This is a genomic window from Sinomonas flava, from assembly GCF_039531875.1.
GTDB lineage: Bacteria > Actinomycetota > Actinomycetes > Actinomycetales > Micrococcaceae > Sinomonas > Sinomonas flava.
Genome location: NZ_BAAAQW010000003.1, coordinates 334613 through 347753, shown reverse-complemented (window position 1 = coordinate 347753; position 13141 = coordinate 334613). Strand labels below are relative to the sequence as shown.

The 13141-nt window shown below is 71.3% G+C and carries 12 protein-coding genes and 1 pseudogene; 7 read left to right on the top strand and 6 right to left on the bottom strand.

The annotated features are described in order from the left end of the window. Window positions 1–70: 70 nt before the first annotated feature. Complete coding sequence (locus ABD298_RS04315; RefSeq protein WP_344298424.1) at window positions 71–1306, top strand: MFS transporter; 1236 nt, start codon at window positions 71–73, stop codon at window positions 1304–1306. A 47-nt stretch (window positions 1307–1353) separates the two neighbouring features. Here ABD298_RS04315 and ABD298_RS04310 read toward each other — a convergent pair whose 3' ends face one another. Further along, a complete protein-coding gene (locus ABD298_RS04310) occupies window positions 1354–2067 on the bottom strand; it encodes an IclR family transcriptional regulator (protein WP_208709117.1) in 714 nt (237 codons plus the stop codon). A 188-nt stretch (window positions 2068–2255) separates the two neighbouring features. On the opposite strand from ABD298_RS04310, the gene ABD298_RS04305 reads away from it, so the two are divergent. The 5 genes and pseudogenes from ABD298_RS04305 to ABD298_RS04285 all read left to right on the top strand — a co-directional run bounded on the left by ABD298_RS04305 (window position 2256) and on the right by ABD298_RS04285 (window position 6874). After that, entirely contained in the window at window positions 2256–2750 is a 495-nt protein-coding gene (locus ABD298_RS04305; RefSeq protein WP_344298423.1) for a flavin reductase family protein, read from the top strand. Window positions 2751–2834: 84 nt separating this feature from the next. Further along, window positions 2835–4286 carry a 4-hydroxyphenylacetate 3-monooxygenase, oxygenase component gene (gene hpaB, locus ABD298_RS04300; RefSeq protein WP_344298422.1) on the top strand — a complete coding sequence of 484 codons (1452 nt, stop codon included), beginning with the start codon at window positions 2835–2837 and terminating at the stop codon, window positions 4284–4286. A 241-nt stretch (window positions 4287–4527) separates the two neighbouring features. Beyond that, entirely contained in the window at window positions 4528–5892 is a 1365-nt protein-coding gene (locus ABD298_RS04295; RefSeq protein ID WP_344298421.1) for an MFS transporter, read from the top strand. Window positions 5893–6087: 195 nt separating this feature from the next. Continuing rightward, a pseudogene (locus tag ABD298_RS18665) lies at window positions 6088–6717 on the top strand (alpha/beta fold hydrolase); the annotation flags it as partial. Further along, a complete protein-coding gene (locus tag ABD298_RS04285; RefSeq protein ID WP_344299074.1) occupies window positions 6671–6874 on the top strand; it encodes an alpha/beta fold hydrolase in 204 nt (67 codons plus the stop codon). The pseudogene ABD298_RS18665 and the gene ABD298_RS04285, both read left to right, overlap by 47 nt. On the opposite strand, the gene ABD298_RS04280 is transcribed toward ABD298_RS04285, so the two are convergent. Beyond that, window positions 6871–7911 (bottom strand): alpha/beta hydrolase, encoded by a 1041-nt coding sequence (locus ABD298_RS04280; RefSeq protein WP_344298420.1) that lies wholly within the window; start codon window positions 7909–7911, stop codon window positions 6871–6873. The two genes, ABD298_RS04285 and ABD298_RS04280, sit on opposite strands and share 4 nt — an antisense overlap. A 182-nt stretch (window positions 7912–8093) precedes the next feature. Between ABD298_RS04280 and ABD298_RS04275 the strand changes: the two genes are divergently transcribed. Beyond that, window positions 8094–8711, top strand: coding sequence for a DnaJ family domain-containing protein (locus tag ABD298_RS04275; RefSeq protein ID WP_344298419.1), 618 nt, complete (start codon window positions 8094–8096; stop codon window positions 8709–8711). On the opposite strand, the gene ABD298_RS04270 is transcribed toward ABD298_RS04275, so the two are convergent. The 4 genes from ABD298_RS04270 to hpaE are packed head-to-tail and all read right to left on the bottom strand — an operon-like array spanning window position 8705 to window position 13125. Beyond that, a complete protein-coding gene (locus ABD298_RS04270; RefSeq protein WP_344298418.1) occupies window positions 8705–9553 on the bottom strand; it encodes an aldolase/citrate lyase family protein in 849 nt (282 codons plus the stop codon). The two genes, ABD298_RS04275 and ABD298_RS04270, sit on opposite strands and share 7 nt — an antisense overlap. After that, window positions 9538–10338, bottom strand: coding sequence for a 2-keto-4-pentenoate hydratase (locus ABD298_RS04265; protein WP_344298417.1), 801 nt, complete (start codon window positions 10336–10338; stop codon window positions 9538–9540). The genes ABD298_RS04270 and ABD298_RS04265 overlap by 16 nt, the downstream gene beginning before the upstream one ends. Before the next feature lie 3 nt (window positions 10339–10341). Further along, complete coding sequence (hpaD, locus tag ABD298_RS04260) at window positions 10342–11508, bottom strand: 3,4-dihydroxyphenylacetate 2,3-dioxygenase (protein ID WP_344298416.1); 1167 nt, start codon at window positions 11506–11508, stop codon at window positions 10342–10344. Between the two features lie 48 nt (window positions 11509–11556). Next, the gene (hpaE, locus tag ABD298_RS04255; protein ID WP_344298415.1) at window positions 11557–13125 is read right to left on the bottom strand and encodes a 5-carboxymethyl-2-hydroxymuconate semialdehyde dehydrogenase; all 1569 of its coding nucleotides are present in this window, start codon (window positions 13123–13125) and stop codon (window positions 11557–11559) included. Between the last annotated feature and the right edge of the window lie 16 nt (window positions 13126–13141).

Here is a 13141-nt window from a genome sequence, read left to right as displayed (position 1 = left end):
GGATGTGAGGGCTACCGGGTCAGGCGCGGCGGGTGGCGGGGACGCCGCGCACGTCCAACAGGTGTGCTCCATGCCGATCCGTGTCTCGATCCTTGCCCGCTATGCCGCCCTGCCGGCTCTGGCCGGGCCCGCCTTCATCCCGGTGGCGCTGGTGGCGCGGCTGCCACTCGCCATGCTGACCATCGGTGCCCTGACGCTCGCATCGGTGGCCTCGGGCTCGTACGCGCTCGGCGGACTTGCCGCCGGGGCCGTCGGTCTCGGCTCCGCCGTCGGGGCGCCCGCAGTCGGCTGGCTCGCCGACAGGAGCGGGCAGCGCCGGGTGGTCCTCGTCGCCGGCCTGCTCAACGCCGCTGCCATGCTCGCCCTCGTCGGCGCGAGCTACCCTCACGGCGGCCTCCGGGAGAGCGCTCCCTGGGGCGTCCTGGCGGCCTCGCTCGCTGCGGGGCTCACGACGCCGCAGGTCGGGCCGCTCGCCCGCGCGCGGTGGATGGCGCTCACCGAGGGCCGGCCGCGCCGGGTGCTCGAGCTGGATGCGGCCCTGTCCTACGAGGGCACAGCGGACGAGCTGACGTTCGTGCTCGGTCCCGCCCTCGTGGGAGCACTCGCCGCACTCGTGGCCCCGTGGGTGCCGCTCGTCGTGGGGGCCGCCCTCACGCTCGGGTTTGTGACCGCCTTCGCCCTCCATCCCACAGCCCGCGCCGCCCACCCGCAGCCGCACGCCGCGGCGTCGCCCGTCCCGGCGCGCTCCTGGCTCCTCGTCCTGGTGCCCGTGGCCGCCATGGTGGCGATGGGCACGTTCTTCGGAAGCACCCAGGCGGGGCTGACGGCCTTCGCGGGCGCGCGCGGGGCCGCCGAGGTCGGCGGGCTGCTCTACGCCGCGGTGGGGCTGACCTCGGCGGCCGCCGCCCTGAGCGTCGCTGCGTGGCCGGCCACGCTGGGCCTGCCGATGCGGTGGGTCGCGGCCGCGGGCGCAATGCTCGCGTTCTCGGTGCTGCTCTTCGTCCCGGAGACCTTCGGCTCGATGACGGCGACGCTCCTTCTCCTGGGACTGCCCGTGGGCCCGATCATGGTCACCGTCTTCGGGATCGGCGGCAGGGTGGCCCCTGCGGGACGGGTCGGGACGGTCATGACGGCGCTCGCCAGCGGGATCGTCGCAGGGACCGCGCTCGGAGCGGCGCTCGCGGGCGCCTTGGCCGAGAGCGGCGGCCCGGCGTCGGCGTTCGGGGTGCCCGTGGCGTCGGCAGGCGCGCTGCTGGCCCTCGGCGTCGTCGTCCTCGTGGCCCGGCGAGCGGGCGGCGGCTCCTGAGGAGCGCGCCGAGCCGGCGCCGAGCCCGGACCCGAGGCCGTCACTGCTCAGCCGACGGCGCGCGCGATCCTCTCAGCCGCGGCGTTCAGTGCCGCGCCGATCGGCTCAGGATCGATCCCGGTGCCCAGGTACACGACGGCAAGGGCCGCGGGCCGGTGGTGCGGCAGGATCAGCGGGACGGCCACCGAGGACAGCCCCGGGATCACCTCGTCGTGGCTCAGCGCATACCCCCGCGCGCGCGACTCGTCCGCCTCCGGCCGGTACGGGACCCCCGGGACCCGCTGCTCCCAGTCCGTCCGTCCGATGGCCGACTGGATCGCGATCCCAGGCCCTCCCCGGTCCAACGGGTGGCGGGTTCCGGGATGCTGCGCAAGCGTCGCCCCGTTGTGCTGCGGCTCCACCGTGGCGAGTGTGATGCAGTCGGTCCGGTCCCAGACCGCGACGAACGCCGTCATGCGCAGGTCCGCCGCGAGGGTCCCCAGCTCGGGGAGCGACGCCGTCTGGAGGTCCCGCGACACGGCCCGTGCCAGGACGGCGAGGCCCGCCCCGGGCTGGAGGCGCCCGGAGTCGTCCCGCGTGACGAGCGCGTGGTCCTCGAGCGTCCGAACGATCCGGTACGCGATGGAGCGATGCACGTCGAGGGCCGTGGAGAGCTCGGCGATCGTCAGGGGACTCCGCGCGTCCGCGAGGATCTCGAGGGCTCGGATCCCGCGGGAGAGGGTCTGCGAGTGCGGGCCGGTCTCCGCGGCGGTGCGAGGCATTGGACCATCCTAGTTTCCTGTGTCCCAGCACGAAGCTGGGGTACTTGTGTCCTGGGACACCGCTGTCCTACAGTGACACTGTTCGATATGAGCACGATCAGTTCGATTATCGAACGTTTCGCCCCGATCGGCAAGAATCCCCCACAGACGGGCGCGGCGACCGCGGCGGGACGACGGAGGTTTCGACCATGAGCATCAGGCACTCGCGCTCGCACCATTTCCGGGGGAGCCTCGGCCGGTTCGCAACCGGCGTCGCGATCGTGACCTTCGACGGCCCCACCAAGCGCCATGGCATCACCGTCAACTCGTTCACCTCGGTGTCGCTCGAGCCGCCCCTCGTTCTCGTGAGCATCGCCCGGCGTGCGAAGGCGCACGACGAGCTCGTCGGCCGCCCCTTCACGGTCAACATCCTCGGCGCCGAGCAGGAGGCCCTCGCGCGCCACTTCGCCGGGCGGCCCGGTGTCGAGCCTGTATGGGTGGAGGGACCGACGGCGCCGCGGCTCTCAAGGCCGCTCGCGTACTTCGAGTGCACGCCGTGGGCCGCCTACGACGGCGGCGACCACACCCTCTATGTCGGCGAGGTCGTCGACTTCGGATACCGCTCCGGGGACGCGCTCGCCTTCCAGGGCGGCCGCTTCACCACCCTTCCCGAAAGCCAGCTGGGCGTCGAGGACCTGCTGTAGGCTGCCCGCCCCCAGCGCGCCACACCTCTCGGGAGGGCCGCCGGGCCTCCCGGGCCACCACCAGCACAGACGGGAGCACCGGCCATGGGAATCCGCACGGGAGCGCAGTTCCTGGACAAGCTGAACGGGATGCGGCCGCACCTGACGATCGACGGGGAGGTGGTCTCGGAGAACCTCACGGAGCATCCGGCCTTCCGCGGGGTTGCCCGGACCTACGCGAAGCTCTTCGACATGCAGCACGACCCGCGCTACGAGGAGCAGCTCACCTACACGTCGCCCAGCACGGGCGACCGGGTGAACGCCTCGTTCCTCGTGCCCCGCACGAAGGAGGACCTTGCGAGGCGGCGCGCCGCCATGCAGGTCTGGGCCGAGTACTCCAACGGCTTCTTGGGCCGCACGGGCGACTACATGAACTCCTCGCTCACGGCCCTCGCGGCGGCCAAGGCCTTCTTCTCCCAGGCCGACCCCGTGTTCGGGGAGCGCATCCAGGCCTACTACGAGACGTGCCGGGAGCGAGACCTGCTCGCCACCCACACGCTCATCCCGCCCCAGGCCAACCGCTCCGTCTCGGGCTCTGAGCAACTCGGCGGCCAGCTCGCCGCGAGGGTGGTCGAGGAGCGCGACGACGGCGTGGTCATCCGGGGGGCCCGCATGCTCGCGACCATCGCCCCGCTCGCGGACGAGCTGCTCGTCTTCCCCTCCACCGTCCTGCGCGGCACCCCCGAGGACGCCCCGTACTCCTTCGCGTTCGCCGTCCCGAATGACGCGCCCGGCCTGCGCTACCTGTGCCGCACCTCGCTCCACAACGGCGGCAGCCACCACGACGAGCCGCTCGCGAGCCGGTTCGAGGAGATGGATGCGGTGGTGGTGTTCGACGACGTGTTCGTGCCCGACGAGCGGGTCTTCATGCTGGGCCGGCCCGAGCTGTGCAACCAGTGGTACTCCGACACGGGCGCGGCTGCCCTCATGACCCACCAGGTGGTGACCCGCACGCTCGCCAAGAGCGAGTTCTTCCTTGGGCTCGCCTCCGAGATCGCGGCGACGATCGGCATTGAGGGCTTCCAGCACATCCAGGAGGACCTCGCCGAGCTCATCCGCAACGTCGAGATCGGCAAGGCCCTCATCGTCGCGTCCGAGGCCCAGGCCGAGCCCTCCGTGGACGGCGTGATGCTGCCCCACTGGCCCACGCTCAACGCCGCCCGCAACTGGTACCCCAAGGCCTCCCAGCGCTACCCCGAGATCATCCGCACGTTCTGCGCCTCGGGCCTCATGGCACTGCCCGGCGAGGCTGACCTGGAGGTGGCGCGCGAGGACATCGAGATGTACCTCCAGGGCAAGTCCCTGACGGGGCCGGAGCGCATGAGCCTCTTCAAGCTCGCCTACGACGCCTCGATCACCGGCTTCGCCGGCCGGCAGGCGCTGTACGAGTACTTCTTCTTCGGCGACCCCGTGCGGATGGCTGGCGCCCTCGTGAACAGCTACGACCGCGCGCCCCTGCGCGAGCGGGTCCGGGAGCTCCTGCACCGGGACGACTGAGGGGCGATTGGCCAGGACGACCGAGCGCGCCGGCGCCGTCCGGCGCACGAAGGCCACCGTTCGTCGCTGCACACCTGCTCGGGCCAAAAGGGGGTGTGCTGCACCTCACAGATCATGTATGCTCATCTTTATTGACCGACCAATCGGTAAGTAAATCGGGGCGGAGGCTCCAGTCTCCGATGCCGGGTCGGTCGGTACCCCCGGCCCGCGAGGGCCCCGCACCCAGAACGACGGAGTTCGAATGTCCCAGGCAGTCAACGCCGCCCAGCCCGGCTCGCGGATGACCCGCGAAGAGCGCAGGGTCCTGGCCGGTACCTTGGTCGGCACCACCATCGAGTGGTACGACTTCTTCATCTACGCCCAGGCGGCCGGCGTCGTGCTCGGCCCGCTGTTCCTCGCGCCCGTGGCGAAGGAGAACCCGGGTCTCTCCCAGGTGATCGCCTTCGCGACCATCGGCATCTCCTTCCTGTTCCGCCCGCTCGGCGCGGTCGTGGCCGGCCACCTCGGCGACCGGCTGGGCCGCAAGAGGATGCTCGTCTTCACCCTCATCCTCATGGGCATCTCCACCTCGCTCATCGGCGTCCTGCCGACGTACGCGCAGGTGGGCATCCTCGCCCCGGTCCTCCTCATCCTGCTGCGCGTCCTCCAGGGCTTCTCCGCAGGTGGCGAGTGGGGCGGCGCCGCGCTCATGTCGGTCGAGCACGCACCCGTGAACAAGCGCGGCTACTTCGGCGCCTACCCGCAGATCGGCGTTCCGATCGGCATGATCCTCGCGACGTTCACCCTGTGGATCCTCACCTCGGTAATGGGGTCCGCGTTCAACGAGTGGGGCTGGCGTATCCCGTTCCTGCTCTCGATTGTCCTTATCGTGGTCGGCTACATGATCCGCCGCGCCGTCGAGGAGAGCCCGGTCTTCAAGCAGCTCCAGGAGCGCCAGAAGGAGTCCTCCGCGCCGCTCGGACAGCTCTTCCGCTACAACTTCAAGGAAGTCGCCCTCACCGCGTTCATCTTCATCGCGAACAATGCCGCCGGCTACCTGCTCATCGCGTACTTCGCGACCTACGCCGTGGGCGCCCTCAAGATGGACCGGCCCACGGTCCTGCTGGCCACGACGCTCGCATCCTTCGGCTGGCTGGTCTTCACGCTGTGGGGCGGCATGCTCTCCGACCGTCTCGGCCGCGTCCGCACGTTCCAGATCGGCTACGCGTTCCTGGCCCTGTGGGCGATCCCGATGTGGTTCCTCATCGACACCAAGAACATCGTCTGGTACTTCGTGGCCCTGTTCGTCATGACGCTCGGCCTCGGCCTCTCCTACGGCCCGCAGTCGGCCCTCTACGCGGAGATGTTCCCCGCGAAGGTCCGCTATTCGGGTGTCTCGATCGGCTACGCGCTCGGCGCGATCCTCGGCGGCGCCTTCGCCCCGATGATCGCCGAGATGCTCATGAACGAGTTCAAGGCGTCCTGGACGATCGGCCTCTACATCGCCGTCACCGCGGTCATCTCGCTCGTGGCCGTCTCGCTGGTCAAGGAGACCAAGGGCGTCGACCTTCACGTCGCCGAGGCCCACACCGAGTATGTGCGCGAGCACCCGGAGGCCGCGCGCTGACCTCGCGCAGGCCAGACGGCCGCAGAGGGCGCGCCTGAGCGCACCCGCAACGCACGACGGCGGGTCCTCCCCTTGCTGGGGAGGGCCCGCCGTCCGCTGTGGTCGCCCCCGCCTGCGGGCGCAGGGGACGCAGAGCGGGGTCGGGGCCGCCACAGGCCGCCGCCGCCCCGCGCTGCCCGGCGGTAGGGTGTCCCGGTGACCACCGCCCTGAATCCCGACGACGGCACCGCGATCTCGTACGACGCCGCGGGGGAGGGACGCGCCGTCGTCCTCCTCCACGGCTCGGCCCTCTCGCGCGCCATCTGGCGCGGGCTCGGCTATGTCAGGGCCCTCGAGGGCTTCCGCGTGGTCCGCGTCGACCTCCGCGGGCACGGCCGCAGCGACAAGCCCGACGAAGCGGGCGCCTACCGCATGTCCCGCCATGTCGGAGACGTCCTCGCGGTGCTCGACGCCGAGCGCATCGAGCGCGCGCACATGGTCGGCTATTCCCTGGGCTCGCGGGTGGCCTTCTCGCTCGCAGCGGCCGCGCCCGCGCGGGTCGCCTCGCTCACGCTGCTCGGCGGCACCTACCGTCCTCAGCGCGGCGAAGTGGCCAAGGTCTTCTTCCCGGGCTACCTCGAGGCGCTGCAGACCGGACGGATCGAGGCCTTCGTCGACGGCCTCGAGTCCGCGGGGAAGGCCCTCGATCCCTCCACGCCAGGCGTTCCTCGCCAACGATCCCGCCGCGCTCGCCGCCTGCTTCACCGGCACCGAGGACGATCCGGGGCTCCCGGAGGCCGTGGTCGCCCAGCTGGCCGTCCCGGCACTGCTGATGGCCGGGACCCGGGACCCGCAGCGGCTCGCCGACTCGCGGCGCGCCGCCGAGCTCATGCCGAACGCCCGGTTCGTGGAGCTGGAGGGGAGGACGCACGCCGGGACGCTCGCTCCCGCGGGCCCCGTCCTGGAGGAGCTCGTGCCGTTCCTGCGGGCGGTGCCGGCCTAGAGCCCGTCCACGCGCTCGGCCCATGCCTCCGGGCCGCCGAGCCGCAGCGCTCCCGCCGTCCACGCGGCCATGCGGGCGTAGGCGCGGCGCCGGACCTCGGCGGGGGAGAGGAAGACATCGTGCAGCGCGCCGCGGATCCTCACCACCGTGACGTTCTCGCCGAGGGAGAGCGCGCGGTGCGCCACGGCGTCGACGTTGATCGCGACGTCCGCGGCCGCCGCGTCCGGTGACCACTGCGGGAGCAGGTAGCTGCGGTCGGAGAGCAGCACGAGCACGGGGAGCCCGAGCCCCAGCCCCCGGGCAATGCGCTCCTGGCCGGCGAACACCGCGCCCAGGAACGCCGGCGGCAGGGCGAAGGCCTTCTCCGGGCGCCAGGCCGCGTTGTACACCCACTCGCCGTCGTGCTCGGCGGAGACGGTCCGGGCGTAGTGTCCCGGGTCGATCCCGGGCAGCGGCACGTGGGGGAAGAAGCGCGCCCTGGCCCCGAGGAGCGGTGCCATGGCCCGGCGCGCCATCTCCGAGGCCTGGAACTCCAGCCACGGGCTGTTGAGCACCACGGCGTCGACCCGGGACGCGTTCCTTGCTGCCCAGAGGCTCAGGATGAGCCCGCCCGTCGAGTGGCCCAGCACCAGGAGGCGGCGGCGGCGCTCGTCTGCGGCGTCGCGGCCGTGCCCCATCAGGGCCAGGGCCGCCTCGATGTCCGGGTCGTACTCATCGAGGCTCACCACCTCGCCCGGCACCTGGCCCGGGGCGAGGCTCCGGCCGAACCCATGGAGGTCCAGGGCGTGGAACCGGGCTCCCGCACGGTGCCAGAACTCGGCGAGCGGGCGCTGGAAGAAGTAGTCGCTCCACCCGTGCACGTAGAGCACGTCGGTCCCCACGGCGGGCCTGCGCCACCAGCGCCTGGACGAGCCGCGGTAGCGCACGAGGGTCGACGGCGGGGCGCCGTCCGGGGCGAGCACGCGCTGCTCGAAGCCCGATCCCAGCACGTCCGGCGACCACTCCGCCGTCGTGCCCCCCGCGCTCTCCGCAGCCATGTGACGATGCTAGCCCGGAAGATGCGAGGACCACCTCCACGGCCGTGGACGCCATCGCGGTGGTCTACGTTCCTCGAGGACCGCCTCGGCTGAGCGACGGGCACGACGGCGGGGCTGCGCGCGGGTGCCGTCACGTCCTACGGTGGATGTGACGGCACACGCGTGTGATCGGAGGGCAGGCCGTGGCGAGCAGACGCGACGAGGAGCTGCGGCGCCGGCTCGAGCGCGCGGCCGAGATCCGCGCTGGGGGAGTCGCGCAGTCCCCCGAAGAGGCCGAGGAGCTCGCGCGGGAGGAGGAGCTCAACCGCAAGCGGCGGGAGGTCGATTCGGCGCGCCGCGCCGACTACCTGGTCCGCGACGCCATCGCGCGCGGGGAGTTCGACCACCTGGAGTACGCCGGCAAGCCCATCCCGAACCTGGACAACGTGAACGACCCCGACTGGTGGCTCAAGGGCCTCATCGAACGCGAGCAGCTCACGGGTATCGGGCCCGAGGCGCTCGTCCTGCGGGTCGAGGACGAACGCCTCGACGACACCCTCGACGCCCTGCACAGCGAGCAGCAGGTCCGCGACGCCGTCGACTCCTTCAACCGCCGCATCATCGAAGCCCGCCGCCAGCTCCTGGGAGGGCCGCCGGTCATCACGAAGACCCGCGACACCGAGGGCGAGGTCCGCCGGTGGCGCGCGCGGCGGGCCGAGGCGGCGGCGAGGGCGGCCAGGGACGCCGAGGCCGCCGCCCCGGTGGAGCGGCGGCCGTGGTGGAGGCGCCGGGGTGGGCGGGGCGACCGCCCGCGTCAGTAGCTGGCCGGCCGCCCGCCGTCGTCCGCCTGCGCCGCGGACGGTGCCGCGAAGCGGGCGGAGAGCTCCTCGCTCGAGCGGGCGAGGATCGCCACATCCGCACCCACGAGCACGAACCGCGCACCGTGTTCGATGTAGTGCCGGGCGGTCGCCTCGACGAACGCGTTCACGCCCGCCGGCTTGTCCGCGGCGACCGCCGCCGCGAGGCAGCGTTCGACGGCGGCGCGCACCTCGGGGTGCTCCTGCTGGCCGAGGTGCCCCATCGAGGCGGCGAGGTCGGAGGGCCCGATGAAGATCGCGTCGACCCCGTCGACCGCGAGGATCTCCTCCACGTTCGCCACGGCCTCGGCCGTCTCGATCTGGACGGCGAGGGAGATGGTCTCGTCCGCTCGGGCAAGGTAGTCCGGGATCCGGTTCCACCGTGCGGCGCGGGCGAGCGCCGAACCCACGCCCCGCACGCCGCGCGGCGGGTACCGCACGGCCGCCACGGCGGCCTGGGCCTGCTCGGCGTCGTTCACCATGGGGATCAGCAGGTTCTGGGCCCCGAGGTCGAGGTACTGCTTGATGAGCACCACGTCGTTCCACGGCAGGCGCACCATGGGGAGGACGGGGTAGCCGTGCACGGCGTGGAGCTGGGCGAGGACCGACTCGAGCGAGTTCGGGCTGTGCTCGGTGTCGATCAGGAGCCAGTCAGCCCCCGAGCCGGCCATGATCTCGGCCACGAGCGGGCTGCCGGAGCACACCCACAGTCCGATCTTGGCGCCCCCGTCGGAATTGGCCCCGCCCTCGGCCCCCGCGGCGAGGGCATGGCGGAACGTCCGCTCAGGCTCTAGACGAAACGGCATGTCACCGTCCCCAGCGGCCCGTAGTCGGCATAGACCGTGTCGCCCTCGTAGACCCACATCGGGCGCGTGAACGAGCCGGCGAGGATGAGGTCCCCCGCCCGGAGCTCCTGCCCGTGCTGGGCGAGCTTGTCGGCGAGCCACGCGACGCCGGACGCCGGGTGGTTCAGGACGCCGGCGGCGACGCCGGTCTCGACGATCTCCTGGTTGCGGTACAGGAGCGAGGCGATCCAGCGCAGGTCGGTGTCGTGCGGCCGAACCGGACGGCCGCCCACGACCATGGCGCCCATGGCGGCGTTGTCCGAGATCGTGTCCACGATGGTGCGGCCCTCCATCTCGATCCTCGAGTCGAGGATCTCAAGCGCCGGCACCACGTACTCCGTGGCGTCGAGGACGTCGAAGAGCGTAACGCCCCGTCCGGGGAGAGCCTGCCCCTTGAGGTCCGAGCCGAGCTTGAAGGCGAGCTCGACCTCGATGCGCGGGTGCGTGTAGCGCTTCCAGTCGACGACGGCGCCGTTCTCGAGCACCATGTCGTCGAAGATCACGCCGTAGTCCGGTTCGGTGATGCCCGTGGCCGCCTGCATGGCCTTGGACGTGAGGCCGATCTTGCGCCCCACGACCCGCCGGCCCTGGGACTCGAGGCGGCTGGCCCAGAGCTTCTGGACGGCGTACGAGTCCTCGACGTCCATGCCCTCGTAGCGGGTGTGGAGGAGGGGGACGGGCGTGCGCGTCCGTCCCGCCTCCACCAGCTCGTCGGCGATTGCCGCGATGGTCTCCTGGTTCAGCATGGCTTAGAGCTGGTTGCCGATCTTGAAGCCCTTCGAGGCCTGTCCGCGGTACGAGCCGGCCTCGTCGTCGGCGCGGGTGTAGGAGAAGCCGTCCGCGCCGATCGTCACCTCCATCTCCGAGGAGTCGGTGCGCTCAACGACGGGCTGGGGGTTCCCGTCGAGGTCGAGCACGAGCGACGCCTCGGTGTACCAGGACGGAACGACCGGGTTGCCCCACCAGTCGCGGCGCTGGTTGTCGTGGACGTCCCAGGTGACCACGGGGTTGTCCGGGTCGCCCGTGTAGTAGTCCTGGGTGTAGATCTCCACGCGGTGGCCGTCCGGGTCGCGCAGGTAGAGGTAGAACGCGTTGGAGACGCCGTGGCGGCCGGGGCCGCGCTCGATCGCATCGGACATGCGCAGCGCGCCGAGCTTGTCGCAGATCGCGAGGATGTTGTGCTTCTCGTGGGTCGAGAATGCGACGTGGTGCATGCGCGGGCCGTTGCCGCCCGTCATGGCGGTGTCGTGGACCGTGGGCTTGCGGCGCATCCACGCGGCGTAGACGGTGCCGTCCTGGTCCTGGATGTCCTCCGTGACGCGGAAGCCGAGGTCCTGCATGAACTTCGTGGCGCGCGGGACGTCCGGGGTGACCTGGTTGAAGTGGTCGAGGCGGACGAGGGCGCCGGGGGTGTACAGGTCGTAGCGCCACGCGAGCCGCTCGACGTGCTCGACATCGTGGAAGAACTCGTACGGGAAGCCCAGCGGGTCGGTCACGCGCACCGAGTCGCCGATGCCCTTGGTGAAGCCCTCCGCCCGGCGCTCCACGCGGCAGCCGAGCTCGCTGTAGAACGCCACCGCGCGGTCCAGGTCCTCCGGGGTGCGCACGCGGTAGGAGAAGGCGGCGACGGCGGCGACCGGACCCTGGCGGAGCACGAGGTTGTGGTGGATGAACTCCTCGAGCGAGCGCAGGTAGACGGCGTCCCCGTCCTCCTCGGTGACGGTCAGGCCGAGCACGTCGACGTAGAAGTCGCGGGAGCGCTTCAGGTCGGTCACGACGAGCTCCATGTACGCGCAGCGCAGGATGTCCGGCGCCGGGACGGAGGGGGTCGGGACGGGGTTGTCGGCGCGGATGGGGGCTTCCTGGGAAACGTAGAAGCCCGAGGAGGTGAGGGTCATGTCGTCACGGTTGGTCATGGCAGCGTCCTTGCTTTCCTTCAGGGTGAGTCGGTGGCTGGTGGGTGGTCAGCGGGGATCCGGGTCGTCGAGGTCGGTCTCGGTGGCGACTTCCGTCTTCACGTTCGCATCCGCGGCACGGTCCTGCTTGCCGAAGGTCGGGTTGTGCACCTTCCCGAGGGTGATGTGCACCGCCTGCTGGTCGGTGTAGAAGTCGATCGAGCGGTAGCCGCCCTCGTGGCCGAGGCCCGAGGCCTTCACGCCGCCGAACGGGGTGCGCAGGTCGCGGACGTTATTCGAGTTGAGCCAGACCATGCCGGCCTCGATGTTCTGCGCGAAGTTGTGGGCCCGCTTGAGGTCGTTTGTCCACACGTACGCGGCCAGGCCGTACTTGGTGTTGTTGGCCAGCGAGAGCGCCTCCTCGTCCGAGTCGAACGGCGTGATCGCCACGACGGGGCCGAAGATCTCCTCCTGGAAGATGCGGGCATCCGGCTTGACGTCGGCGAACACGGTCGGGGCGACGAAGTTGCCGAACTCGAAGCCCTCCGGCCGGCCGCCGCCGGCGACGAGGCGCCCCTCCTCCTTGCCGATCTCGACGTAGGACATGACCTTCTCGAAGTGCTCCGGGTGGACGAGCGCCCCGACCTCGGTGGCCGCATCGTGCGGGTAGCCGACCTTGACGCGCTTGGCCTGGGCCGCGTACCGCTCGACGAACTCGTCGTAGACGTCGCGCTGGACGAGGATGCGGGAGCCTGCCGTGCAGCGCTCGCCGTTGAGGGAGAACACGCCGAAGATCGTCGCGTCGACCGCGGCGTCCAGATCGGCGTCCGCGAACACGATCGCCGGGCTCTTGCCGCCGAGCTCCATGGACAGGCCCTTGAGGAACGGTGCGGCGTTGCCGAAGATGATCTGGCCCGTCCGGCTCTCGCCGGTGAACGAGATGAGGGGCACGTCGGGGTGCTTCACAAGCGCGTCGCCCGCGTCCTCGCCGAGGCCGTTGACGAGGTTGAACACGCCCTTCGGCAGGCCCGCCTCCTCGAAGATCCCGGCCCACAGGGACGCCGAGAGGGGGGTGAACTCGGCGGGCTTGAGCACCACCGTGTTGCCCGTGGCCAGCGCCGGGCCGAGCTTCCACGACTCGAGCATGAACGGGGTGTTCCATGGCGTGATGAGACCTGCGACGCCGATCGGCTTGCGGTTGACGTAGTTGATCTGGCGGCCGGGCACCTTGAAGGTGTCGTCGGCCTGGGCCACGATCAGGTCTGCGAAGAAGCGGAAGTTCTCGGCGGCCCGGCGGGCCTGGCCCAGCGCCTGCGTGATCGGCAGTCCCGAGTCGAAGGACTCGAGCTCGGCGAGGCGTGCGTCGCGGGACTCGACGATGTCCGCGATCCGGTGCAGCACGCGGGAGCGCTCACGGGGGAGCATCTTCGGCCAGGGGCCCTCGTCGAAGGCGCGCTTTGCGGCGGCAACGGCGAGCTCGATGTCCGCCTTCTTGCCCGCGGCGGCCTTGACGTAGACCTCGTTTGAGACGGGCTCGAGGACGTCGAAGGTGTCGCCGTCCACGGAGTCGACGAACTGGCCGTCGATGTAGTGCTGGATACGCTCGGGGAGGTTCTCGGGCACGTGGCGATCGTTCATGGTGCAGATCCTTCGC